We start from the raw sequence: 24630 nt of genomic DNA, 5'->3' as shown, positions 1-24630 counted from the left end.
GCTTTTAAAAGACGAAAGACTTATGAAAATCGCCGCAAACTACGGCGTTTCAGTGCCTCAGCTTTGCATTCGCTACTGCTTAGAACTTGGAGTTTGCCCCCTGCCAAAAAGTGCAAATCCTGCCCACATAGCAAGTAACGCTCAGCTTGATTTTAGCATAAGTGAGGCGGATATGGGGGTGCTGAAAGGGCTGGCGTTTAGGGATTACGGCGAACATTCATATTTTCCTGTTTTTAGTGGAAAATAGGGGTTTAGAAATTGTAACGGCGTTGTCTCTTGGCGGCTTTTTGCCGATTTCGTTAAAATCTCGCTACGGCAGGCTATATTGCCTAGCCTTGCTCGATTTTAACTTCAAAACGACAAAAATCCACTCAAGATACAACGCCTTGTCAAATGGTGTTCAAAAAATTGCAAAATTCCGTGAATTTTACGCAAATTTGCCAAAAAATTCACGCACAAGGTGTGTTTTGAACGAGAGTGTATGAGGCGAAGTATTGCGAGGCGATTTTTGGCTTACGCACGAGCGAACGAGTGCGGATAGAACAATGTAGTTCATCCGCACGAAGTTTGCGAAGTGTCTCCCCGCAAAAGCGTCCGCAAGACAAGCCGAAAAAAGAAAGGAGCAGAAATGACTGCAAAATTTAAAATCATCGCTTTAATGGCGATTGTAGGAGGTTTAAGTATGGCAAATGCAGCTGACACAGCAAATTTAGCCAAGAGCGAGAATTCGCAAGAGTTAGTGAAATTTGGCTCGCTAACTAGCTCAAAGGGCGATAGCAAGATTTTCACAGGCGAGGTCAAAGTTACTCGAATGTTTGGTAGCACAGACTTTCGTCCCTTTGGAGGCGCACTTGTGGAGTTTAGTGCGGGGGCGAGAAGTGCTTGGCACACGCATCCTGCAGGGCAAACGCTCATCGTAACGGAAGGCGTCATCATCACAGCTACCGAAGAAGGCGTGGTGCAGCTAGCATCCAAGGGCGATACCATCCTTTGTCCGCCGAATTTAAGGCATTTTCACGGTGCAACAGACAAACAAAGTGGCTCGCACATAGCACTTACAGGCGTTAAGGACGGCAAAAATGTTGTGTGGCTTGAAAAGGTAAGCGATAAAGAGTATAAAGAAGTGCTGAAAAAGGCTTTTAAATAAGGACTTTTTGTTTAACGGCTTGTCCTCTTGGCTTTTTGTCCGTTTTGTAACGGCGAATTCTTGCGGACGCTTTTAAGGGAGTTTGTGAAAATCTCACGGCGGCAGGTTTCATTACCTAGCCTTGTTCGATTTTCACTGCACAACCCTTAAAATCGTCTCGCAATACTTCGCCTTGTCAAATTCATAGCAAAAACAAACTTCATCCATTCGCCTTATCAACTCTTGTTCGGCTTGTAATTTAACATTTCTTGCCATTCAAAACACACTTCGTCCGTTTGCCTTGTCCGCTCTCGTTCAAATCCTTGTAATTTTGCGTTTTTGCCATTCAAAATAGACTTTGTCTGTTCGCCTTATCAACTCTTGTTCGGCTTGTAATTTAACATTTCTTGCCATTCAAAACAAACTTCGTCCGTTCGCCTTGTTCGCTATTTGCTTAAATTCTTGCAATTTTGCGTTTTTCCATATTCATAGCTTTAAAATTCACGCTCTGCGTGAATTTATCCATAATCTGTACTCCGTAATCCGTGATCTGAATATACCTTGCGTGAATTTATCCGTATTCCTTAATCTGCACTGTTACACTTTGTTATAAGGCTAATAAATTCACAAGGCTTTTTGTTTTTTTTTTTTAATTTCTCGCACCGTGCTATAATAGGCACAAAAACAAAGGAGCAAAGATGAGCAAGATTAAGCATCTTCCAAATGTGGATGAAAAATAGCTTGGTTTGAGCTTTGTAGGGATAAAAATCAGATCCTAGGTAAGAGGCTTGAATCTGATTTGGAGGTGGATTTTGTCATAGTTGGAGCTGGTATTGCTGGGGTGAGTGCGGCTTATTTTTTAGCCCATAAATACAAAAATGCCAAGATAGCCCTCATAGAAGCTCTTAAAATAGGACAAGGAACAAGTAGTAGAAATGCTGGTTTTATCATAGATCTTCCGCATAATCTTGATGGAAACGAGCCAAATGTTGAGTATGATAGGAAAATTTATGAGCTAAATTGCTATGCAATTGATTATCTAAGTAAGCTTGTAGATAAGCATAATATTGACTGTTCTTGGCAAAAGGCTGGAAAATATATGTGTGCTCACGAAGACTCAAACATAGCAGGGCTTGATGCCTTTGAAGCCCATCTAAGACCTTGTGGCTTTGCCTTTGAAAGACTTGTAGGAGATGAGCTAGAAAGAAGGCTTGGGACTAGTTATTACAAGGAGGCTATTTTCACCCCTGATAATATCTTAATGAATCCCAGTGCTTTGATTCGTGGGCTTGTTAAAAACTTGCCTGAAAATGTTATGGTTTTTGAAAAAAGCCCTGTGCTTGAATTTAAGAAAAAGCTTTTAAAAACAGCAAATGCTAGTATAAAATATGAAACTTGCATTTTAACGCTTGATCCTTTCTTAGAAGTTTTTGGCCTAGCTAAAAACAAGCTTGCTCCCATTTTTACCTATGCCTCAATGACAGAGGAGTTAAGCAACGATGAATTTACAAGGCATTTTTCAAACATAAGGCCTTATGGCTTAACCTCAGCTCATCCAGCAGGAACAACTGTGCGTTTTACACCTGATCGAAGGATCTTTGTTAGAAATTTACTTGATTTTCGTCCAAATTTAACTTGTTCTGATCATGATCTAAAAAGGGCTTACAATAGCACAAGGGCTTCCTTTGAGGCTAGATTTCCAAAGCTTAAACATAAGAAATTTGATTATACCTGGGGAGGCGTTTTGTGTATGAGCTTAAATCATCAAAGCTTGTTTGGTGAGGTGGCAGAAAATGTATATGCTATTAGTGCTAGTAATGGAGTAGGAATGGCAAAGGGCGTTTATCTTGCAAGGTATTTAGTAGATCTCATAGCAAAGGAAAGCTCATCCACTCTTGATTTTATCCTAAAAACCGCAAAGCCAAGCTATATCCCACCTGATCCTCTAAGAAGCATAGGTGCGAATTTAAGGCTTTGGTGGGAGCAAAAACGAGCAGCAGGGGATCTGTGATGAGGGCTGTGAATTTTGAGGATCTGCCTCTTAATAAAACTCATTTGAGAATAGGCTTTTCTGGCATTGGAGGGCAGTTTTGTGATGGCTTTATACTAGGCATCATAGGCATTACTATGATATTGGCTCAAAGATCCTTAGATCTTGATTCTTGGTGGTTGGGAGCCATTGGGGCTGCTTCCTTGCTTGGGCTATTTTTTGGTTCTTTGATCTTTGGGTTTATAGCTGATAAGATAGGTAGAAAGCCTATTTTTGTGTGTACCATGCCTCTTTTTGCTTTGATCTCAGTGGCACAGTTTTTTGTAGGCTCAGCCTTTGAGCTTTTTATCTTGCGTTTGATCTTAGGGCTTGTTTTGGGTGCTGATTATGTAGTAGGCATATCCTTGGTAAATGAGCTTACACCTAAGAAATACCGAGGAAGGCTTCTTTCAGCCATGATGATAGGTTGGGTTGGAGGGTATGCCCTTGCTTATGTGGTGGGATATGGGATGCAAAATCTTGGAGATGAGGCTTGGAGGTATATCTTGTTAAGCTCAGCCTTGCCTAGTTTTGTCGTGGCCTTGTTTAGGTTTAACTGTCCTTCAAGTCCTTATTTTTTAATCAAACAAGGCAAGATACAAGAGGCAAAAGAGGTCTTAGAGAGGTATTTTGGTGCTAATGTCATCTTGCCTGAAAAAGAAGAAGAACAAAAAAGTAGTAGGTATTTTGATCTTTTTAGCTCAAAATGGCTTAAAAACACCCTTGTTGGCATAGTTTTTTATGGGGCACAAGTTATCCCATACTTTGCCATAAGCACCTTTATACCCATTATCTTAAAGGTTTTAAATGTTGAGGATCCTTATCTTGGTGGCATAGTTTATAATATTTTTTTATTTATAGGCTCTGTGCTTGGCTTTTATATTATCACTAAGATTTCAAGGAGGCTTTTTTTGGTGGGAAGCTTTTATGCCTTGGCTCTTATTATGATCATCTTAGCTAGCTTTACAGGCACGCTTCCTTCTTTTGCAGTTATCATTTTAATTTCCTTGTTTTCTTGCATACTAGCAGGGGCTGGGGTGCTTGAGTTTGCTTATACGCCTGAGCTTTTTCCAACGGCTTTAAGGGCTTCTGGGGTTGGGCTTGTGATAGCCTGTTCTAGGATAAGTGGTGCCTTGGGGACCTTTTTCTTGCCTGTGATAACTGAGAGTTTTTCTATAGAATTAGCACTTTGGGTTGTCTTTGCAACCGTGCTTTTTGCAGGAATTTTTTGTCAGATCTTTGCACCTGAGACACAAAGGGGATCAAATTAAGGGTTTTTTGATTTTAAATTTTCCTTACAATTAAAATATGTAAGGTTCTTTTGTTGTTGCGGGTAAGATTAAGAAACTTAAAGGCTTTGTTATTTTGAGCTTGATGAAGTACGATAAAAGCACCTTGTTTTTTGGCTAGTTAAAAAATTTAAAACAAGCTTAAATTTAAGAACTAGCCTGAATTTAAGGTCATTTAACTGTATTTAAAAGCTATTTAAAAAGCTATTTAAAAACTTTTAAAAAGCTCTTAAAGGCTAGCTACTTTGAAGAAAATTCAAGCTTGAAAAGCTTTTATGAGTTTAAATTCAATTTTAAAGCACCCCAGCAAGGGCGAAATTTATGATTATGGCTATGAATAGTAGGGTTGGGATCTCATTATAAAGCCTAAAAAATCTCCCACTTCTTTTGCAACTATCATTTTGAAGCTGTTTTAAATATCTGCTTGTATCAAAATGATAGATCAGTAAAAGCACAGCAAGGCTAAGTTTAACATGAAAATAAGGCTGGGCTAAAAGATCTTTGTTTGCTACTAGCATACAAAGCCCTGTGATTAGGCTTAAAGCCATAGCTGGTGTTTGTATGCCTTTGTAAAGCTTTCTTTCTTGTATTTTTATGATTGAGGTGAAGGCTGGGTTGTCTTTGTTTTCGCTGTGATAAACAAAGAGCCTTGGTAGGTAAAAAAGCCCAGCCATCCAGGTTACAAAGCCTATGTAGTGCACAGCCTTAAACCATATGTAATATTCATTTATAAAACTCATCCTCTCTCCTTTGAGGGTGAATTTTAAGGCATTTTGGCTAATGAAGGCTTATATTTTGTTTAGGTTGTGTTTCTTTTAAGCTAGCTTTTGTACTTAAAAAATGCCTTAATCATTACAACATATCAAGCTTTGTCATTAAATGTTGAGAGTAGCTTAAAAGCCGGCAATAAAGCCTTTTATGAGGGCTTAAAAAAAATTCACATAGGTTTAAAAATTTTAGCCAATGCGTGAATTTTTGATTAAATTCAAGCAAGGCAAAAATCCTAAAACTAGCAAAGATAAGCGATTTTTAACAAGGGGGATTTTTGACTATCAAGCGAGGTGTCCACTGAATTTTAGCATTCTTTTTTGGATTATTCGCCTTTTTAAAGGGCTTAAAATGAGGGCTTGAATTTTTTTAATTTTTTTAATTTTTTTAATTTTTTTAATTTTTTTAATTTTTTTAAAAATTACAATTAAAATTCACTGTGAATTTTTAAGGGTATAAAAAAGGGTTCAGGTATGAAAAATCGCTTTTTGGATATGGTAAAACCACTCAGCAATGGCAAGAATTTTGGGTAAAAAATTCGGTGCTTTTGGCATTTATGATGATAAATTCAAGGCTTCAACCACAAACGAAATTTCATTCTAAAATACTGATAGCAAGTCCTTTTCAAGCAAAAATTAATTTAGCAAAGCCCTTTTAAATACTGATGAATTCAGAAATGCCTTATCGAAGACGACAAGGGCGTGAATTTAGAGCCTTTGTTTAAGGCATTTATAGAGTTTTAAATCACACTTTATGTCATAGGCACACAAAGGGTAATTACACTAGCAAAATCCTACAACATAGCCTTTCACAAATGAGAAGCCCTATAAAACGATGTTTTTGCCATAGATGCACTTCACAAAATGCGAAAAATTCATAAAATTCAGCCTTAAAATCCCTGAATTTGGCTGAAAATTCAGCCTTAAATTCAAAAAATTCAAGCTTTAACAAGGCACATTTAGCTTACAAAGAAATAAAATTATAAAATTCGCTGAATTTATCAAAGTGTGGCGAAAATTTAAAAGAAAATTCACAAAATTCAGCCTTAAATTCAAAAAATTCACGCTCAAATTCACAAAATTATGACGAAGCGACTTTTATAAGATTCGCGAGAATTTAGAGCAGTTGTCATCATAGATCTAGTGTGGAGAAAAAATTAAGCTTTAATTTAACTTAAACTACATAAAATAGCTTTAAGTTAGGATTTACAAGGTGAAAAACAAGTATGTTGTTGAATTTTAAAGGCTAAGTTTGCAATAGCTTATTAAATATTTGCCTTGATACAAAGCCATTAAAATTGCAAAAAACTGTCATATTTTACAAATTTTTTATCTAAGATTTTTAAACAACTTAGAATTTTAATTACAAAAGAATGCAAAAAATCAGCACATCGAAGTTTCATTAGAAACTGAGTGATGAAAGTTTTTAAGGGCTATTTTTACAAGGCCGGGCTCGTAACTGTGTAGTAGAAGGAGCAAAGGCTCATTATAGGGTAAAATATGCTAAATTCAAGTTTGCAACGGTATGAAAGCATATCAACGGAAACTGTGAATTTTTTGCTTCGTGCTCTTGCAACTGCACAGTAGAAGAGCTTTTATCAAACATAGCTTAGCTAAATTTAAGGGAATCAAAGAAATTTTATGCTTAATTTAAAAGAGATAAAAATAAATACAAGGTCAAAATTCAAGCTCAAGCCTTACATAAATTCTTGCTAAAAATGAGAATAAATTAATCATTTAGGTTGTCTTGAGTCTTATATAAGATCTTGCCAAAAATGATAGGACAAAATTAGCTTCAATTAAAATTAGCCAAGAATTTATAAAAAAGCTATGAAAGATCTCAAAAAAAGATCTCAGGCTTTAATTTTATCATCAACATAAAGCTAGCCAAAACCGTTTGATAACGAACGAAATTTCTATCTCCCTTAAAATGCAAACTCTCTTGCAAGAATGATCCATCCCTATACATAGCCCCTATAAAAACAGTTCCTGCCTTCACTCCTCTATCATCGCTATCTCCTGCTACTCCACTAATGGCAAGGGCAAAATCGCAATCGCTTGTCTTAAAGGTGCCTTTTAGCATAAAATAAACGCATTTATCGCTGTATTCATTTTGTAAAACAAGCTCGCTAACGCCTAGCCACTCGTTTTTTAAGCGGTTTGAGTAGCTTATAAGCGAGCCCTCAAAGATGGCTGAAATGCCGTTAAATCGGGCAAGTTCGCTAGCACAAAGCCCAGCCGTGCAGCTTTCAGCAAAGGAGATTTTAAGCTTTTTTTCAATGAGCTTTGAGGCTATGAACTCAATGGGATCAGCCCCCCAAATGATCTTTTGATTAAAAAGCGTTTTTGTGGCTTGCAAAAAGCTTTCAAGATTGCTAAATTTAGCCCCCACGGCCTTGATTAAAACAAGATTTTCCAAAAGAGAAAGGCTTAAAAGCTCTATTTCGTAGGATTTTGCCAGACTATCAAGCAGTATAAGCACACTTTCTTCATCCATATCCCTTAGACAAAAAAAGTCAAAATTATGCTTCACCTCGCAAAGCAAGGGAGGCAGTTTTTCATTGATAGAGCTTTTAAGGACATTGATCTGACAAGAACCAATTTGCATCAAAAAGCTATTTTCAACCCATTTTATAGCCTTGCTAGGCACCAAAAGCTCATTTTTAAGCACCAAGGAATCCTCGCCCAAGGTAGCTACTATCTTTGCATTTGTTCCATAAAGCTCGCTGCTTGTAAAGATGGTGATAAAATCATACTCATTACTCCAAGCTTCAAGCAAAAAGGGCAGTTCTTTGGTGCTTTTATCAAAGCAAAGGCATTCATTTAGCTCCTTAAATACAGCCTTATACTGCCTAATTATGTAGTCTTTGTAGTTTTTGTTAAGTTTTAGTTTAGCCCCTATTATCAAAAGCAAATGTCTCATTTTTTCTCTTTTTTCTATGAATTATAGCCAAAATAAAGTCAAATTTAAACACAAATTAAGTAAAATTACCAAAACAAATCAAGGCAGATCAATGAACTACAAAGACACCCTACTACTTCCAAATACAAGCTTTGAGATGAGAGCAGATTTGGCAAACAAAGAAAACAAGCGGTTTGAAAAATGGTTTAAGCAAGATTATGCTTATAAAAAGATGAAGGCAAAAAATGCAAAGGCAAATTCAAGCTTTGTGCTGCACGACGGACCCCCCTACGCAAACGGACACATTCACATAGGACACGCACTAAATAAAATCTTAAAAGAAAGCATAGTAAAAACGCATTATTTTAAGGGTGAAAGAATTTCATACACGCCCGGCTGGGACTGCCACGGACTGCCTATCGAGCAACAAGTTGAGATGAAATTAAAGGACAAAAAAAATGCTAGCAAAAAAGAAATTCGCTCCCTTTGCCGCAAGCACGCACAAGAATTCATAGACATACAAAAGGCTGAATTTAAGGGGCTTGGGATTTTAGGGGATTGGGATAAGCCCTATATTACAATGAGCTATGCCTTTGAGGCAAGCATTTTCCGTACCCTGTGCGAGGTAGCAAAAAGAGGGCTTTTAATCGAAAGAAGCAAGCCTGTGTTTTGGAGCTGGGCAGCAAAATCAGCCCTTGCAGAGGCTGAGGTAGAGTATGAGGACAAAGAGGATTACTCGCTCTTTGTGGGCTTTGAGCTTGATAGCGATGCCTTAAAAAAGCTTGGCGTAAAGAAAGCAAGGGCTGTCATTTGGACTACCACGCCTTGGACCCTGCCTGCAAATCAAGCCATAGCCTTAAATCCAAATGAAAATTATGTTTTAAGCGAGGAGGGGCTAATCTTCGCAAAGCCTCTTTTTGAAAGTATGGTGCAAAAGGGCTTGTCAAAGGGCAAGGTGCAAAAAGAGTTTAAGGCAACAGAGCTAGAAAGGCTTCACGCCATAAATCCCTTGAATTCAAGGAAGTCCTTGTTTATTATGGGCGAATATGTGCTTATGGACGGAGGCAGTGGGCTAGTGCATACAGCTCCTGGACACGGCGAGGATGATTATTATGCCTGCCTTGCTTATGATATAGAGACTCTGATGCCTGTTGATGACGGGGGGTGCTTTGATGAGACTTTACGTGAAAAAAAGCTAATGCCACAAGATGTCCTTGATGAGTTCATAGGGCTTCACGTCTTTAAGGCAAATGATAAAATCATCGAGCTTTTAGGGGATAGCGTCTTGCAAAAATCTCGTTTCATTCACTCTTATCCGCATTGCTGGAGGACGCACAAGCCCGTTATTTACAGAGCCACAAAGCAGTGGTTCATAGCTATGGATGAGCCAAAATTAAACGGCAAGACTTTAAGGCAACTTGCAAGCGAGGAGCTAAAAAAAGTGCATTTTCACCCTCAAAGTGGCATAAACCGCATAGGCTCTATGATAGAAAAGCGTCCTGATTGGTGCATTTCAAGGCAAAGAGACTGGGGCACGCCCTTGGCATTTTTTAGGGATAAAAAGACAAAAGAGGTGATTTTAGATGATGAGATTTTAGAAAATGTGGCTCAAATCTTTGAAACAAAGGGTGCTGATGCTTGGTGGGAGCTTGAAATAAAAGATTTATTGCCCGTAAATTCAAGTTTTAAGGCAGAGAATTTAGAAAAGATTGAGGACATTTTGGATGTGTGGTTTGATAGCGGCAGCACTTGGAATGGGGTCTTAAAATCCAAACATTTTGAGGGAAATGACTTTCCTGCAAGTATGTATTTAGAAGGCTCAGATCAGCACAGAGGCTGGTTTCAAAGCTCGCTTTTGCTTTCTTGCATAATCAACGAAAAAGCCCCCTACAAGCACATATTAACGCACGGCTTTACCATCGATGATAAGGGGCAAAAGATGAGTAAAAGCAAGGGCAATGTCATCGACCCGCAAAAGGTCGCAAAGACTTATGGGGTAGAGGTTTTAAGGCTATGGATAATGCTAAGTGATTATTCAGCTGATTTAAAAATCTCAGAAAACATACTAAAACAAGTAGCCGAGCAATACCGAAAAATTCGCAACACCCTCCGCTTTTTACTCGCAAACACAAATGATTTAGAATTTTTAGAAACAAGGCATTTGACACTCATTGACAAGTGGATTTTAAATAGGGCAAGTAGCGTTTTTAAGGCTGTAAAAGCTGCCTTTGATGAGTATGAGTATTCCAAGGGCTACAATGCCTTGATGAATTTTTTAATAGTTGATTTAAGCGGAATTTACCTTGACATTTGCAAGGATAGGCTTTACTGCGATGAGAGGGCTTCAAAACGCAGGGTTTCAGCTCAAAGTGCAATGGCTCTCATAGCAAAGCAGCTTTTAATGCTACTTGCACCGACTTTGACCTACTCTGTGGATGAGGCTTTGGAGCATTCAAATGCCATCATTAAGGGCAAGGCAGAGGATGTTTTTGACTTGATTTGGCAAGATGGCTTTGAGTATGAATTTAAGGGCATAAATGATGAGTTATTGTTAGCTGCAAGGGAGAAGTTTTTAGAACAAATTGACATTTTAAAGAAAGATAAAATCATAAAATCAACCCTTGAACTTTGCTTACAAACAAGTGCCAACGAGCTTTTAAGCGAGGATTTAGAGGACATTGAGGACTTTTTTATGGTTAGTGAGATAAAAAGCCTTGAAAATACTGAGGCTTTGGCTTCTTTTAATGTGGGAAATGCTGAATTTAAAATACTAAAAGCCATTCATCATAAATGCCCAAGGTGCTGGAAATTTCAAGCAAAAAACGAGGAAGCCCTTTGTGCTAGATGTGCGAGGGTTATGAAAAATGCGTGAAAATTTTGTGAATTTAAAAAAATTACACAAATTCGGAGATAAAAGCTGTGAATTTTTTAACAATTTTAGGCTATTTTTAAAAACAATAGTGATTTTACCACACAAGCTTGTCATTTTGAGCTTTCGTAAGAAAGCGAAAAATCTCTTTTGTAAAACAGTTTGCTTCGTTCATAAAGAGAAATTTCGATACTTGTTTATAAAAGAGATAAAAATTAAACAAGGCTATGAATTTAAAGTGAAAAATCGCACTTTTTGGCTAAAAAATTCAAAGAATTTGCGTGAGCTTTTTGTAGCTTTTTTGACTGTGAATTTATTTAAATTTTTGCTGAATTTTTGTGAAAAAATTCAAGGATTTTGTGAATTTAAAATGAGAAATTCACAAAATTCAAGGCTTTTTTGCTTTGAATTTTTTAAACAATTTAAACAAGGCTATGAATTTAAAAGAAAAATTCACGCTTTTACAAGGATAAAAAATGTTTAGCGAGCCACTGCCTTTAAGCGTAATCTTTGCCACACTAGCCATCATAGGCATAGTTTTTTTAGTGCTTTTGGGCTTTATCAAGGGGGTTAAGAAGTGAAAAAATTCAAGGTTCGCATTTTTTATAGCTCATTTTGTAGCTATGAAGTTGAGGCTGAAAATGAGGATGAGGCGGTTTTAAAGGCTCGTAATTTAGAAATTGATCAAAATGAAATAATGTTACAATTAGAGCCTTTCAAAGAGGCTGACGAGGCAGAAATTTTAGAAAGTGCTAAAGATGATTAAAGAAAATGTAAAAATTATCCCAAGCGATATGCCACTTAATTATACAACCATTAAGCTCACTAAAAGTAGGATTGACAAGGGCTTACTTGCTATTCCTGTAAGTTTGCTTCATCTTTTTCCTAACAAAAAGTGTAAAATTTTTATCACTATGCAAAATAACGCAAGCAAAGAGGTGAATTTTACGCCCTATGAAAGTAGTAGTAGAGAGTGTAGGATAGGCGGTTTGTCTGAATTTTATAAACATTTTAACATTCAAAGCGATGACGAGCTTGTTTTGATTAAAATTGATGATAAAAAATTTAAACTTTTAAGCGAAAAATTCTTTAAAGAAAGGATTTTACAAGACTTAAAAGGATTAGAAAATTCACAAAGTGAGATAGATTTTAACAAAAATTTAAGCAAGGTAAAAAGCCTTGCTGAAATTTCAAAAGACGAGCTTATTAAAAATGAATTTGTCCGCTTATCTAAAACTCAAATACAAACAAGACGCAAGGCTAAAATTAGCACAAAGTCCAAAAACGAAACCGTGCCTACTTCTATGAGGCTCATGCTTTTGAGCTTATACAAGGGCAAATGTCAAGTGAGTAATTTTAGCTTTTTGATGAAAAACAATAAGCCTTATTTTGAACTTCATCACATTGATGCGAAATTAGGCAATCACTTCAAAAATTTACTCGTAGTAAGTGCGAACACTCACGCTCAATTTACCTACGCTCATCTTTGGCAAAAATTTGACGAAAATGGTTGGCTTAGAGAAGTAGCCTTTAATAAAGAAAAATTTAAGGTATTTCAAATCATTGATAGTTTAAACGAAAACAATGTCAAGGAATTACATTTATGAAAGATAAAGGCACAATTTATGTTGATAGCAAAAAGGGCTTATAAAATGAACGCAAAAGAAGCATTGAATTTAAGCAAAAACAACAAAAGGAAGTTGAATGCCTAAAATTCACATTAAAAACCGAGATAAGCTCATACTTTGCGGACTTTTTCTAGCCAAATTTGATACTTTGGGCTTGAAAACGCTTGGTTTTAGCGGTTTTATCGAGGCTTTTAATGTGCTAGGCTACGCCCTTGAAGCAAAGGCTATGAATATCAAAAACTACCGAGATGAGTTTGACCCGTATTTTGACAATGCAAGAAAGGGTTGGCAAGGAAGGGCTATGAGGGGGTATTGCAAGGCTGTTTTTGACGAATTTAAGGATTTAAATTTAAATGATTTTGCGGATTTAATTTCTAGTTTTTTTGTTAAAAACTACGCCTTGCAAAAGCAGATTTTAGCACTTGTTGAGGATGAGATAAAAGATGAAAAAGACAGGGGCTTTTTGCAAAGAATTTCCACAGGCAAGGCGGCGGAGGGCTATTTTAAAGAGAATTTCAAAAGACATTTTGTGAATTTTAAGCTAACAGACACAAGAGAACTTGGCTGTGGCTTTGATTTTAAACTTGAAAATGAAATAGAGTTTTTTTGCGTGGAGGTTAAGGGTTTAAGCGAAAACAAAGGCTCATTTTTACTCAGCGAAAAAGAACACAAAATAGCTACAAAATTACAAAAACAATACTGCCTTTTTGTAGTTAAAAATTTAAAAGAAAAGCCAAATGAAGTATTATTTTTTAATCCCATTAAAACTTTGAATTTAAAACTTTTGGAGCAAAAAAGTTTTTTGTATCAGGGGCAAGTATGAGTTACGGTGTAATGCTTTGGTGCAATTATGATGGTGTTTTTAAAATGCTTGAGATGAATTTGTGTAAAAATTATAATGAGGCTTTGGAGATAAAGAGAAAAAAACTAGCCACTTATCTTGTGGGATATGGCGTGAGCTGGGATTATATAAGCGAAAAGCAGCACGAAAAAGAGCTTTTGGCTTTGAGCTTAATTGAGCTTGAAAATATGGCCAATGAGGCTTACGCTAATAAAGAGCTTGATTATGGAGTGGAAATTGTGGATTTTAAACCTAAAAAACAATGGCTTAAAATGGGAAATTGTGGCTATGAATGAGGCGATAAATTTTTATGGAGGCGAAATCAGCCTTACAAAGCAAGGAAATTTAAGGCTTGGCAAGATTACCATTCAGCGAAAAGGCGGAGACGGCGGGCGAGAGAATGCGAAAATGTTGCAATTTAAACTTAATCCTTTGGAAATTTTTGCAAAATAAATGAAAGGTTAAAATAAGCTTAAAAGAAGCATTAAAATTAAACCAAAATAAGCTTTATAAAACAGCAAAGGGGATAAGATGATCTTAGAAGTAGAAATAAGCAAACAAAACATAAAGCAAATTATAAACGCCATCAAGCTCTTAAAAGGCGTTAAAAGCGTGAGCGAGCTTAGTTTAAAAGGCGAGCAAGTTATTAAGACAAAGATAAAAAAGCGTAAAAATGAACCAATTAAAGAGGGTATAAAGCCTAAAAAATGGCTACTTGAAGCAAGGGATATGGAGAAAAATCCACATAAATACAAATCTTACAGTGATATGGATGAGTTGTTTAGAGATCTTTTAAAATGAAATATCAAATAAAATACTCCAAAGAATTCAAAAAAGGACTTAAAAAATTGCAAAATGATCAAAAAAGCATTGACTTGGCAAAAAGTATCATTAAAAGATTGGCAAATGATGAAAGTTTAGAGCCAAAATACAAGGATCATAAACTAACAGGTGATTATTTAGGATTTAGAGAATGCCATCTAAGACCAAATTTGTTGCTAATCTACAAAAAACAAGAGCAAATTTTACTTTTAACTTGCATTGCACTAGGCTCACATAGTGAATTATTTTAAGAAAGGATTAAAATAAGCTTAAAAGAAGCATTAAAATTAAGCCAAAAACGAACTTTATAAAACAGCAAGGGGGATAAGATGATCTTAGAAGTAGAAATAAGTAAACAAAACACAAAGCAAATTATAAATGCTATTAAGCTTTTAAAAGGTGTTAAAAATGTGAGCAAGCAAGGCTTTGATAAAAAGCGAGTGTTTAGGGAAGTTAAGGAAAGCAAGGCTGACCGTGAAGCGTGGATAAGGGCTAGAAGAGACCTAGAAAGAGGCGAAACCGTAAGCCACGAGGAGCTTAAAAAAAAGTATGACTTATAAAATAATATATAGCAAGGATTTTGAAAAATTCTTAGATAAGCACAGAGATTTGAGGGCTAGAATTTTAAGCTCTTTTGAGCAAATTGCTAAAAATCCATATCAAAACGACCTTGATATAAGCAAGCTCAAGGGCGAGGCGAGTAAATACCGTTTAAGACTTGGTAAATACCGCTTTTTGTATGAGATTATCGAGACTCAAATCCTTATTTACGCATACAAGGCGGACTCTCGTGGAGCTGTATATAAATGAAAGGAAGAAAAATGACTTTAAAAGAAGCATTAAAATTAAGCCAAAACGAGCTTAAAGAACTTAAAAAAGAGCTAAATGAAAGAGCCAAAGCACAAAGGCATTTAGGTGCTTTTGTGGAGCAGTTTTTAAACAAGCCTTTGAGCGATTTAGATTTTGAAAGTGAGGCAAATTCAAGCCAAAATTCACAAAGTTGTCATTTGGAGCCTAGCGAAGAATCCATAAATGGCAAAGAAACTGTAAATTTAAGCGTGGATTCTTCGCTTTCTATGAAGACTCAAAATGACAAGGACAGCCAAAATTCAACAAATTCACACGCAGAGGCTAAAAATTCACAAAGCTCACAAAAGAGCCAAAATTCAAGTCAAAATGACAAATTCGGCGAAAATTCAGCACATTTAAAGGCAAATTCAAGCAACAAATGCGAAAATTCACACCACATAGGAATCCCCATCGCCATCAAGGATAATATCAGTGTCAAGGGCTGGGAGCTAACTTGTGCTAGTAAGATTTTGCAAGGCTATGTCGCCCCTTATGATGCTACTGCCATTGTGAATTTAAAAAAGGCTGGTTTTGCTCCCTTTGGACGGTGTAATATGGATGAATTTGCTATGGGAAGCACCACAGCAAGTTCTTTTTATGGCAAAACGCTTAATCCACTTGATAATTCAAAGGTCCCCGGAGGCTCAAGCGGAGGCTCTGCGGTAGCAGTTGCCGCAAAGCTAGCCCTTGCCGCACTTGGCACAGACACGGGAGGCTCTGTCCGCCAGCCTGCTGCTTTTTGTGGCTGTGTGGGCTTTAAGCCAAGTTACGGTCGCATTAGCCGTTATGGGGTAGCGGCTTATTCATCAAGCTTAGATCAAATCGGCGTTTTAACGCAAAATGTCGAAGACGCAGCCATTCTTTATGATGCCATCTCAGCTTATGATGAAAAGGACAGCACGAGTGCAAATATAATTTACGAAAAAACCGCCCCCAAGCTCAATGAAAACCGCAAATTAACCATAGCCGTGATTAAAAACTATGTAGAACAGTGTAGCGATGAGGTGAGAAACGCACTTTTAAAAAGCATTGAAATCTTAGAAAACGCAGGACATAAAATCATTTACAAGAGCTTGCAAGATAGCAAATTTGACATTGCAGCTTATTACATAATCGCAACCGCTGAGGCAAGTGCGAATTTAAGCCGTTATGATGGGGTGCGTTATGGCAGAAGGAGTGAAAATTCAGCTAACTTAAAAGATTTATATGTGAATTCAAGAAGCGAGGGCTTTGGGGATGAGGTAAAAAGACGCATAATGCTAGGCTGCTTTGTTTTAAGTAGTGGGTATTATGATGCTTACTACATTAAAGCCACGAAAGCTAGGGCTTTGATTAAGCAAAAGTATAATGAAATTTTAAGCGAGTGTGATTTAATCTTTATGCCAGTAACCCCGACAACTGCCTTTGACTTTGATGCCTTTAAAAGCCCTATGCAGATGTATTTAGAGGATGTTTTTACAATTTCGGTGAATTTAGCAGGACTTGGAGGCATAAGTGTGCCTGTGGCTAAAACGCAAAATGGCTTAAATGTCTCAGCTCAGCTAGTTTGCAAGGCTTATGATGAGCAAAGCTTGCTTGATGGGGCTTTGAGCCTAGAAAAGATTATTAAAGATGGGAGGGCAAGATGAGGATAGTTAAAAGGGCTTTGACCTTTGAGGATGTGTTGTTGTTACCTGCTTATTCGGAGGTGCTACCAAAGCAGGTGGATATTTGCACCAAGCTTACAAAAAGCATTAGCCTTAATATGCCCTTAATCTCAGCGGCTATGGACACGGTTACAGAACATAGAGCTGCCATAATGATGGCAAGGCTTGGTGGCATAGGCATCATACACAAAAATATGGACGCTGCTTTTCAAGCAAAGGAAGTAAAAAGGGTGAAAAAAAGCGAAAGCGGTGTCATCATAGACCCCATCTTTGTGGGTGCTAAAGCAAGGGTGCGTGAGGCATTAGAGCTTATGGATGAGTATCATATCTCAGGTGTTCCTGTGGTTGATAATGATAAAAAACTCATAGGCATACTTACAAATCGCGATTTGCGTTTTGAGAGTAATTTAGAAAATTTGGTAGAAAATGTGATGACAAAGCCTCCGCTAATCACCGCACACAAGGGCTGCACTTTAGATGATGCTGAAAAGATTTTTTTTAAAAATAAAATTGAAAAATTGCCTATTATCAGCGAGGATGGGCATTTAGAGGGGCTTATCACCATAAAGGACTTAAAAAAACGCAAGGAATTTCCAAATGCTAGCAAGGATGATTACGGCAGACTTCGAGTGGGTGCTGCCATAGGCGTAGGGCAGCTTGAAAGAGCAAGAGCTTTAATAGAAGCAGATGTTGATGTTTTAGTGCTTGACAGTGCCCACGGGCATTCAAAAAATGTCATTGACACCATAAAAGAGCTTAAAAAAGCATTTCCAAACACAGAACTAATCGCAGGAAATGTCGCCACAAAAGAAGCTACCGTAGCACTTTGCAAGGCAGGAGCAGATGCTATCAAGGTAGGAATGGGACCAGGTAGCATTTGCACTACTCGCATTATCTCGGGTATGGGCGTGCCGCAAATCTCAGCCATTGACGACTGTGCTGAGGCTGCGCGTGAATTTAAGGTGCCTGTTATAGCCGATGGGGGTATAAAATACTCAGGAGACATAGCCAAAGCCATAGCAGCAGGGGCAAATACCGTAATGATAGGCTCTCTTTTAGCAGGCACAGATGAGAGCCCTGGGCAGCTTTTTAGCGTGCAAGGTAGGCAGTATAAGAGTTACAGGGGTATGGGAAGCTTGGCTGCTATGCAAAGGGGAAGCTCGGATAGATATTTTCAAGAAGGCACAGCTGGCGAAAAGCTCGTGCCTGAGGGCATAGAAGGGAGGGTGCCTTATGTGGGAAGCCTTGCAAGTGTGGTACATCAACTACTTGGCGGACTTCGCTCGGCTATGGGCTATGTGGGCGCAAGAGACATAGCGCATTTTCAAGAAAAGGCTGAATTTGTTGAGATTACAAGTGCTGGTCTCAAAGAAAGCCATGTCCACGATGTAACCATAACCCAAGAAGCACCAAATTATAAGGTTAATCAATGAAAGATAAGACAGATAGCTTGAATTTCGAGGATTTAAACGAGGATTCTCAAGATTTAAATGGGAATTCACAAGAATTTGACGAAAATTCACAAGACGCAAATTCACAAGATGAGAATTCACAAAATTTAAATGAAAAAGCCCTGAATTTAAAGCAAAACTCAAAGAATTCAAACCCACAAAACACAAATTCACAAAGTAACAGCGAGGCAAGTTTAGATGCAAATTCGCATTTGCAAAATGAGAGCGAGGCAGGTTTAAATTCACAAGAATTTAATCAAAAGGCTAAAAATTCAGCTAAAAGTGGGGAAAGCTCACAAAGTTTCGAGCTAAATTTAAAAAGAGCAAATGAAGCCTTGCAAAGGCTAAATGACAAGGATTTAAGCCTTGATGAGAGCGTTAAAATTTACAAAGCAGGGCTTAAATTTATCCAAAACGCTAGAAACGAGCTTGAAAAAGCCAAGCTAGAAATAGAGCAAATCGATGAGTAAGATAGCAGCCCTACAGCTTCCAACCCTGCCATTAAGCGATGCGAGGCTTGATTATTACCTAAAAGCGTGTAAGGATAGCGGTGCTAGCCTTGTTGTGCTTGGAGAATATGTCATAAATAGCTTTTTTACCGAGCTTTGTGCTATGTCAAAACAGCTTATCAAAGAACAAAGCGAGAGTAAAAAGGCTAGTTTGACCGCACTTGCTAAAAAGTATGAGCTTACTATAATTGCTCCCTATGTAAGCGTGGAAAAATCAGGCTTTAAAAAGCTTTGTTTGAAAATTAGCCCCACTGAGATTAAAGCCTACGAACAACAAATTCTAATGCCCTATGCCCACTGGAATGAGGCTGCTTTTTTTGCAAATAAAGCCACAAAACTTAGGCTTTTTAGCTTTGCTTACGAGGGCTTAAAATGTGCTGTGCTTTTTGGCTTTGAGGCTCATTTTGACGCACTTTGGCAGCTTGTTTTGCAAAAAAAACTTGACATAATTTTAATGCCTTGTGCGAACACCTTTTTTTCCCAGCAAAGATGGCGTGAGCTTTTAAAAACCCGTGCTTTTTTAAGCTCAACTGCGATTTTGCGTGTAAATCGTATCGGCTTTGCAAAAAGCGAGGATGAGGCTTGGGAGTTTTATGGAGATAGCTTTTTTGTGGATGCCTTTGGGCAAATTAAAGAGGCTTTGAGCGAAAAAGAGGAAATGCTAATTATTGATGTGCCAAGGGCAAATGAAGCAAAGAAAACTTGGGGATTTGAGAGGATTATCAAAAACTTTGATTTATAGATTTAATTTTTGTGCGGATTGTGAATTTGGCTTGAATTTTGAGTTTTTATTGAATTGAATTTGCTTGAATTTTTATTTTGAATTTGGGAGTGTTGAGTGAAATTTAGTTTGGTTTGTGGGATTTTTAAATTCGGCTTGGTTCGTCTTTCGGTTATAAAATAATTTTTGCGAACTTGACAGACCGCTACCTTTAGTCTAGTCTGCGTTCGCAAAAATCATTTTCTAACTCGAAATACTGCACCTTGAATTTAATTTAACGGAAAATTCACACAAGTGTGAATTTTCGCTTTTATTTTAGCGTTTTTAAAATGGAATTTTTAAATTATTTACTAAAATTCACGCAAAGCGTGAATTTTTATCAAAGCCCCCTCCCTTGCGGAGGGGGTTTGGGGGTGGGTAAAATTAGGCTTTGCCTAAATTTTAACTTTTATTTAAATGTTTTTGTGAATTTTACGGCATTTCGTCATTGCGAGCCTTGACAAAGTGGGGGCGTGGCAATCCATAATTTAGGCTTTGCCTGAATTTTAACTTTAAACATTTGCTTAAAAAAATATGTAATTTTTATAAATTTTTTCGCCATAAAATTTAACTTTTCAAAAAAGGACAAAACTTGAAAAAAATTCACTTCATCGGCATAGGCGGCATAGGCATTTCAGCCCTTGCTCGCTTTTTAAAGGAAAAAGGTTACGACATTAGCGGTAGCGATTTAAGGGAAAGCAAGATTACAAAAGAGCTTGAAAATGAGGGCATAGTGGTGCAAATTCCTCATTTGGCAAAAAATGTCAAGGGCAAGGACCTAGTCATTTACTCCGCCGCCATAAAGGCTCAAAATGTCGAGTTTAAAGAGGCAAAAAGGCTTAAAATTCAAACCCTCTCACGCAAGGAAGCCCTGCCCTTAATCTTGCAAGATAAGCAAGTTTTTGCCGTAGCTGGTGCTCACGGAAAAAGCACCACTTCAAGCATTTTGGCAAGCCTTATGAATGAGGCAAGCGTGATTATAGGGGCGATTTTAAAGGAATTTGGCTCAAATATGATTTACAAGGAAAGCGACAAGCTCATCTTTGAAGCAGACGAGTCTGATAGCTCTTTTTTAAACGCAAACCCTCATCTAGCCATAGTTACAAACGCTGAGGCTGAGCATTTAGACTTTTATAAAAACGATATAAATAAACTTCACAAGGCTTATGAGAGCTTTTTAAGGCAGGCAAAAATTCGCATCATAAACGGAGAGGATGAGTTTTTAAAAGCCCTAAATATCAACGCTACAAGGCTTTTTCCAAGCAAGGACATAAAAAATTACGCTGTTAGTGTCAAGGACTACAAGCCCTATGTGAGCTTTGAGCTTAAAAACTATGGAAAATTCAGTGTTTTGGGGATGGGTTATCACCTAGCTATTGACGCATCTTTGGCTATTTTGGCTGCTTTAGAATTTAAGGGCGTTGATGAGCTTCGTGTGCGGCTTGAAAACTATCGAGGCATTAAAAAGCGTTTTGACATTTTGTTAGCGGATAAAAAGCACGCCATCATCGATGATTACGGACATCATCCAACAGAGATTGAAGCTACTTTAAGTGCGGCAAAGGACTATGCAAGGCTAGCAGGTTATACAAAAATCACAGCTATCTTTGAGCCTCACCGCTACACAAGGCTTGTAGCGAATTTAGAGCATTTCAAGGCTGCTTTTAAGGGGGTTGATAGCCTTGTAATCTTGCCCGTGTATGCAGCAGGCGAGGAAAAAATAGAAATAGACTTAGCAAAACACTTTAAAAAGGCTATCTTTGTGAAAAATATCAAACGAATAGGCGAGGTTTTGGTAGATGATGAGGGCAGGGTTTATGATGAGGGCTTAATCATAGGCTTTGGAGCAGGGGAGATTAGTGAGAAGCTAAGGGGAGTTGAGGGCTGAGATTTGCCTGTGAAGTTGAGTAAATTTTGGGCATTTGAGGATATTTTAATGAAACCGTTGGTAATTTTTACTACAATATTAAATCAAAATTCAAGGTAGATAAATGGACTACAAAAAGGCATTTTACGAGAAGTTAGAAAGCCTTTGTTTTGGGTGTTAAAATCAAGGATTTTCATCAATGCCGCAAAAAGCGGTTTAACAATCTTTTAGGCATTAAAAGCGAGTATTTTGGCGAGGTAAAAAAGAGGTTTGAAGCAAAAATCCAAGAGCTTTTTGACGAAGTTACAATGCAAAGCACAAGCTCTTATAAAAACGAGCTTTCAGCTATAATGCAAAGTGCAAATATTGATAAAAACATACCCTTAAATTCAACGCAAAGCACCGACAAAGACACATTTTCAAGCCTTGTCAAAAACATAAACGCCGAGAAAAACGAGCTTTACAACAAGCTCACACCTTTTTGACAGCAAACGACACAGGCACGCCCTTTTTTACCGACACGCCTATGTATAAAAATATCTACGCCAAGATTTATAGCAACTCAAAAGACACCGCCCTTTTTTACAAAACCCAAAATCTCTACTATGTAAAAAGCGACACACTTTATCAAAGCCTTATTTTGCAAGGTTTTTAAACGAAAATTAACGCTTTTTAATGCAAAAATTCATATACAATGCCAAAGCGAAAATTCACGCTTTTTTAGGCTAAATTCACAAATTCACCTAAAAACGCAAAGAAAATTCACGACAAAAGCCTGAATTTTCCGTGAATTTAAATTTAAGGCACAGGATTTTCGATGAAAAAGTGCTTATGCAAGGCGAAGGCTAGACTAACAGCGAATGCGGTCTGCCGAAGTTTGTTAAAAGCGATTTATAGCCCAAAGCCGAGTCAAGCCTTGTGAATTTGTGGATTGCCACGATTTGACTTCGTCAAATCTCGCAATGACGGCGTGGTGGACGTTGCCTTTAACAACAAACTTCAAAAAATTCTAAAACCCTACCACCTCATACTGCTTCAACACTTCCTCAATCTTTTTCATCGATTCTTTGCTTGGTGCAACGAGTGGCAAGCGGTATTCAAGGCTTTGAAGCAGCCCACTCATAAACATAGCAGCCTTGATGGGTATGGGGTTGCTTTCGCAAAAAAGCACCTTGTTTATGTTGTAAAGCTCGTCATTTATGGCTTTTGCCTCTTTATAATGCTCATTTAAGGCTAAATGAACGAGCTTTGCTATCATATCAGGCAGTAAATTCGCACTCACAGAGATGACGCCCTTGCCTCCGTTTGATAAAATGGGGTAGTTTATCGCATCATCGCCACTAATTACAGCCATTCTCGCTTCGTGTGCTAGTAAATCCACGCATTTATCGATGCTTCCGCTAGCTTCCTTTACTCCGTAAATGTTCTTGCAGTCCTTGAAAAGCCTTATGGCTGTGTCAGTGGCTATGTCGCAAGCTGTGCGTCCTGGGACATTGTATAAGAGCAAGGGTATATCGATACTTGCCGCTATTTCCTTGTAGTGCTGATACAAGCCCTCTTGGCTTGGCTTGTTGTAGTAGGGAGCTACTACCAAAACCCCGTTTGCTCCGCATTTTTGAGCAAACTTCGCAAGCTCTACAGCCTCGTGAGTGGCGTTAGAACCAGCCCCTGCTAGCACCTTGACATCTGTGCCTTTGCAAGTTGCAACGGCTATTTCTATACAGCGGCGGTGTTCCTCGTGAGTAAGCGTAGCACTCTCGCCTGTCGTTCCCACAGGGCTTACAGCGTCTATGCCCTGCTTGATTTGCCTTTTAATGAGCCTTTCGTAGCTTTGCTCGTCAAGTTTGCCACTCTTAAAGGGCGTAACTAGGGCTGTCATAGCACCTATGATGACGGTTTGATTCATTTTTTATCCTTTCTTAAGATAATGGTTGTTGAGTTTTTCGGCGTAAAATAGCACTTCGCACAAGCTTGAAGGTGCGATATTTCAAGGGCTTCAACCTTTTCTTCATACTCTAAAAGCGGGCTTAAATCCCCCTTTGCTATGTAGTCTCCATATATGCTAGAAACGCTACTTGCGGTGTTTAAAGAAAAGATAAAGTCGCTTTTAACGCGGTTTTTAATCTTTTGCAAGTCTTTGGTGCTGATTTTTCCAGCCTTTATACGCTCTAAAATCCTTAAAAGTTCTTTTTCAACGCTCTCAGCCTTAACTCCAACATTACAAACACAAATAAAAATAAACAAATTCTCATCAATGCTCTCATTACAAAAGGCGTAAAATTCATTGATAAGCCCTAATTTATCCACAAGAATTTCTTGCAAAAGGCTACTTTTCCCACTTCCTAAAAGCTCGCTCAATGCACTTAAAGCAGGTATGTCCTTGTGTTTAAAGCTTGGAATTTTATAAGCAAGTGCGAAAAGCTCGGTGTCTGTTTGCTTGTGTAACTCTACCCTTTTGGCACCGTCTTGTTTTGGCTCTTTTTCGTGAAGTTTTGGAATCTTTTTGCCATTTTTAATGCCCTCAAAATGCCTTCTAGCCCCCTCAAATACCTCACTTGGACTTATGTCCCCACTTACCATCAAAAAGGCATTTTTAGGCTGATAAAAAGTTGAGTGAAATTCACGCAAATCCTCTATCTTCCAGCTTTCAATGTCCTTGAAAAAGCCTATGGGTGTCCAGTGGTAGGGATGGTATAAAAAGGCATTGTTAAAAAGCCTAAAATACAAGTATCCAAGCGGATTATTGTCCGTTCGCCACCTTCTTTCTTCAAGCACCACATTTCGCTCAGGCTGAAATTCCTCATCCTTCAAACTTAAATTTTGCATCATCTCAGCAAAAAGCCACAAAGCCTTATCCAAACTCTCTTTGGAGCATTTTATGAAATAATGCGTGTAATCAAAGCCCGTGCTAGCATTATCCACGCCCCCAAAGCCCTTGACTATCTCATCAAATTCACCAGCCTTTAAATTCTTCGTGCTTTTGAAATTTAAATGCTCCAACATATGAGCTAGCCCGCTTTTGCCCATTTTTTCATTACGCGAACCAACCTTATAAAAAATATCAACGCTAATCACCCCGCTTTTTAAATTCACAGGACAAGCATAAACCTCAAATTTGTTTTTAAGAACCTCTTTTTCGTAGCTTATCATTTTTTATCCTTTTTATTTTAATTTTACCTTTTTTGTTTGAATTTTTTAAAAATAATTGAGGCTTTTGTGTGAATTTTTAGCAAAATATTACAAAAATTTGCAAACAAAATAAAAATTTTAGCTAA

Annotated in this window: 26 protein-coding genes and 2 pseudogenes; 23 read left to right on the top strand and 5 right to left on the bottom strand. The window is 37.8% G+C overall.

All coding sequences use genetic code 11. The features are described 5' to 3' along the window. From DMC01_RS00990 to DMC01_RS00985, 3 genes are all read left to right on the top strand, one after another. Nucleotides 1–247 (top strand): aldo/keto reductase (locus tag DMC01_RS00990; protein ID WP_185908568.1); only part of this gene is annotated, 247 nt, incomplete at its 5' end. A gap of 230 nt (nucleotides 248–477) precedes the next feature. Further along, complete coding sequence (locus tag DMC01_RS13025) at nucleotides 478–645, top strand: hypothetical protein (RefSeq protein WP_185908564.1); 168 nt, start codon at nucleotides 478–480, stop codon at nucleotides 643–645. 37 nt (nucleotides 646–682) lie between these two features. Next, nucleotides 683–1147 (top strand): cupin domain-containing protein, encoded by a 465-nt coding sequence (locus tag DMC01_RS00985; RefSeq protein WP_142692443.1) that lies wholly within the window; start codon nucleotides 683–685, stop codon nucleotides 1145–1147. A 132-nt stretch (nucleotides 1148–1279) separates the two neighbouring features. On the opposite strand, the gene DMC01_RS15690 is transcribed toward DMC01_RS00985, so the two are convergent. Next, nucleotides 1280–1402, bottom strand: a complete 123-nt coding sequence (locus DMC01_RS15690; RefSeq protein ID WP_282432212.1) for a hypothetical protein — start codon at nucleotides 1400–1402, stop codon at nucleotides 1280–1282. Nucleotides 1403–1931: 529 nt separating this feature from the next. Between DMC01_RS15690 and DMC01_RS00980 the strand changes: the two genes are divergently transcribed. Then, nucleotides 1932–3137, top strand: a complete 1206-nt coding sequence (locus tag DMC01_RS00980; protein ID WP_246058926.1) for an NAD(P)/FAD-dependent oxidoreductase — start codon at nucleotides 1932–1934, stop codon at nucleotides 3135–3137. Then, the gene (locus DMC01_RS00975) at nucleotides 3104–4426 is read left to right on the top strand and encodes an MFS transporter (RefSeq protein ID WP_142692438.1); all 1323 of its coding nucleotides are present in this window, start codon (nucleotides 3104–3106) and stop codon (nucleotides 4424–4426) included. The genes DMC01_RS00980 and DMC01_RS00975 overlap by 34 nt, the downstream gene beginning before the upstream one ends. 311 nt (nucleotides 4427–4737) lie before the next feature. On the opposite strand, the gene hemJ is transcribed toward DMC01_RS00975, so the two are convergent. Both hemJ and DMC01_RS00965 read right to left on the bottom strand, forming a co-directional pair. Continuing rightward, on the bottom strand, nucleotides 4738–5184 hold the full coding sequence (gene hemJ, locus DMC01_RS00970) for a protoporphyrinogen oxidase HemJ (RefSeq protein WP_142692437.1): 447 nt from the start codon (nucleotides 5182–5184) through the stop codon (nucleotides 4738–4740). A 1867-nt stretch (nucleotides 5185–7051) separates the two neighbouring features. Further along, nucleotides 7052–8134, bottom strand: coding sequence for a CinA family protein (locus tag DMC01_RS00965; protein WP_142692436.1), 1083 nt, complete (start codon nucleotides 8132–8134; stop codon nucleotides 7052–7054). Between the two features lie 91 nt (nucleotides 8135–8225). Between DMC01_RS00965 and ileS the strand changes: the two genes are divergently transcribed. From ileS to DMC01_RS16335, 18 genes and pseudogenes are all read left to right on the top strand, one after another. Continuing rightward, nucleotides 8226–10985: an isoleucine--tRNA ligase gene (ileS, locus tag DMC01_RS00960; RefSeq protein ID WP_142692435.1), complete on the top strand. Its 2760-nt coding sequence runs from the start codon at nucleotides 8226–8228 to the stop codon at nucleotides 10983–10985. Nucleotides 10986–11220: 235 nt separating this feature from the next. After that, nucleotides 11221–11466 (top strand): hypothetical protein, encoded by a 246-nt coding sequence (locus DMC01_RS00955; protein WP_142692434.1) that lies wholly within the window; start codon nucleotides 11221–11223, stop codon nucleotides 11464–11466. A gap of 93 nt (nucleotides 11467–11559) precedes the next feature. Beyond that, the gene (locus DMC01_RS00950) at nucleotides 11560–11748 is read left to right on the top strand and encodes a hypothetical protein (protein WP_142692433.1); all 189 of its coding nucleotides are present in this window, start codon (nucleotides 11560–11562) and stop codon (nucleotides 11746–11748) included. Continuing rightward, nucleotides 11741–12589, top strand: a complete 849-nt coding sequence (locus DMC01_RS00945; RefSeq protein ID WP_142692432.1) for an HNH endonuclease — start codon at nucleotides 11741–11743, stop codon at nucleotides 12587–12589. The genes DMC01_RS00950 and DMC01_RS00945 overlap by 8 nt, the downstream gene beginning before the upstream one ends. A gap of 97 nt (nucleotides 12590–12686) precedes the next feature. Beyond that, on the top strand, nucleotides 12687–13433 hold the full coding sequence (locus DMC01_RS00940; RefSeq protein WP_142692431.1) for a protein NO VEIN domain-containing protein: 747 nt from the start codon (nucleotides 12687–12689) through the stop codon (nucleotides 13431–13433). Further along, a complete protein-coding gene (locus tag DMC01_RS00935) occupies nucleotides 13430–13747 on the top strand; it encodes a hypothetical protein (RefSeq protein WP_142692430.1) in 318 nt (105 codons plus the stop codon). Before DMC01_RS00940 ends, DMC01_RS00935 begins: the two co-directional genes overlap by 4 nt. Further along, nucleotides 13647–13904: a PDDEXK family nuclease gene (locus DMC01_RS00930; RefSeq protein WP_142692429.1), complete on the top strand. Its 258-nt coding sequence runs from the start codon at nucleotides 13647–13649 to the stop codon at nucleotides 13902–13904. Before DMC01_RS00935 ends, DMC01_RS00930 begins: the two co-directional genes overlap by 101 nt. Nucleotides 13905–13982: 78 nt before the next feature. Beyond that, nucleotides 13983–14252 (top strand): hypothetical protein, encoded by a 270-nt coding sequence (locus DMC01_RS00925; RefSeq protein ID WP_142692428.1) that lies wholly within the window; start codon nucleotides 13983–13985, stop codon nucleotides 14250–14252. After that, nucleotides 14249–14524, top strand: coding sequence for a type II toxin-antitoxin system YafQ family toxin (locus tag DMC01_RS00920; protein ID WP_142692427.1), 276 nt, complete (start codon nucleotides 14249–14251; stop codon nucleotides 14522–14524). Before DMC01_RS00925 ends, DMC01_RS00920 begins: the two co-directional genes overlap by 4 nt. A gap of 78 nt (nucleotides 14525–14602) precedes the next feature. Further along, entirely contained in the window at nucleotides 14603–14833 is a 231-nt protein-coding gene (locus DMC01_RS00915) for a hypothetical protein (RefSeq protein WP_142692426.1), read from the top strand. Further along, complete coding sequence (locus DMC01_RS00910) at nucleotides 14823–15083, top strand: type II toxin-antitoxin system RelE family toxin (RefSeq protein WP_142692425.1); 261 nt, start codon at nucleotides 14823–14825, stop codon at nucleotides 15081–15083. The genes DMC01_RS00915 and DMC01_RS00910 overlap by 11 nt, the downstream gene beginning before the upstream one ends. Before the next feature lie 11 nt (nucleotides 15084–15094). Then, nucleotides 15095–16750: an Asp-tRNA(Asn)/Glu-tRNA(Gln) amidotransferase subunit GatA gene (gene gatA, locus DMC01_RS00905; protein ID WP_246058921.1), complete on the top strand. Its 1656-nt coding sequence runs from the start codon at nucleotides 15095–15097 to the stop codon at nucleotides 16748–16750. After that, nucleotides 16747–18201, top strand: a complete 1455-nt coding sequence (gene guaB, locus DMC01_RS00900; RefSeq protein ID WP_142692424.1) for an IMP dehydrogenase — start codon at nucleotides 16747–16749, stop codon at nucleotides 18199–18201. Before gatA ends, guaB begins: the two co-directional genes overlap by 4 nt. A 317-nt stretch (nucleotides 18202–18518) precedes the next feature. Continuing rightward, nucleotides 18519–18689 (top strand): annotated as a pseudogene (gene xseB / locus DMC01_RS14635) (exodeoxyribonuclease VII small subunit); the annotation flags it as partial. Next, entirely contained in the window at nucleotides 18682–19470 is a 789-nt protein-coding gene (locus DMC01_RS00890) for a carbon-nitrogen hydrolase family protein (protein ID WP_142692422.1), read from the top strand. The pseudogene xseB and the gene DMC01_RS00890, both read left to right, overlap by 8 nt. A gap of 275 nt (nucleotides 19471–19745) precedes the next feature. Continuing rightward, a complete protein-coding gene (locus DMC01_RS00885; protein WP_142692421.1) occupies nucleotides 19746–19949 on the top strand; it encodes a hypothetical protein in 204 nt (67 codons plus the stop codon). A gap of 131 nt (nucleotides 19950–20080) precedes the next feature. Further along, nucleotides 20081–21376 carry a UDP-N-acetylmuramate--L-alanine ligase gene (gene murC / locus DMC01_RS00880; RefSeq protein WP_142692420.1) on the top strand — a complete coding sequence of 432 codons (1296 nt, stop codon included), beginning with the start codon at nucleotides 20081–20083 and terminating at the stop codon, nucleotides 21374–21376. Between the two features lie 103 nt (nucleotides 21377–21479). Continuing rightward, nucleotides 21480–22001: pseudogene (locus DMC01_RS16335) on the top strand (hypothetical protein); the annotation flags it as partial. A 363-nt stretch (nucleotides 22002–22364) separates the two neighbouring features. On the opposite strand, the gene dapA reads toward DMC01_RS16335, so the two are convergent. Continuing rightward, the gene (gene dapA, locus DMC01_RS00875) at nucleotides 22365–23261 is read right to left on the bottom strand and encodes a 4-hydroxy-tetrahydrodipicolinate synthase (protein ID WP_142692419.1); all 897 of its coding nucleotides are present in this window, start codon (nucleotides 23259–23261) and stop codon (nucleotides 22365–22367) included. Beyond that, nucleotides 23258–24505 carry a M16 family metallopeptidase gene (locus tag DMC01_RS00870; protein ID WP_142692418.1) on the bottom strand — a complete coding sequence of 416 codons (1248 nt, stop codon included), beginning with the start codon at nucleotides 24503–24505 and terminating at the stop codon, nucleotides 23258–23260. The genes dapA and DMC01_RS00870 overlap by 4 nt, the downstream gene beginning before the upstream one ends. Nucleotides 24506–24630 lie beyond the last annotated feature (125 nt).

It is taken from the genome of Campylobacter troglodytis (assembly GCF_006864425.1).
GTDB lineage: Bacteria > Campylobacterota > Campylobacteria > Campylobacterales > Campylobacteraceae > Campylobacter_D > Campylobacter_D troglodytis.
Note: the sequence above shows the minus strand (reverse complement) of the source record. Positions and strands in the feature narration are given on the sequence as shown.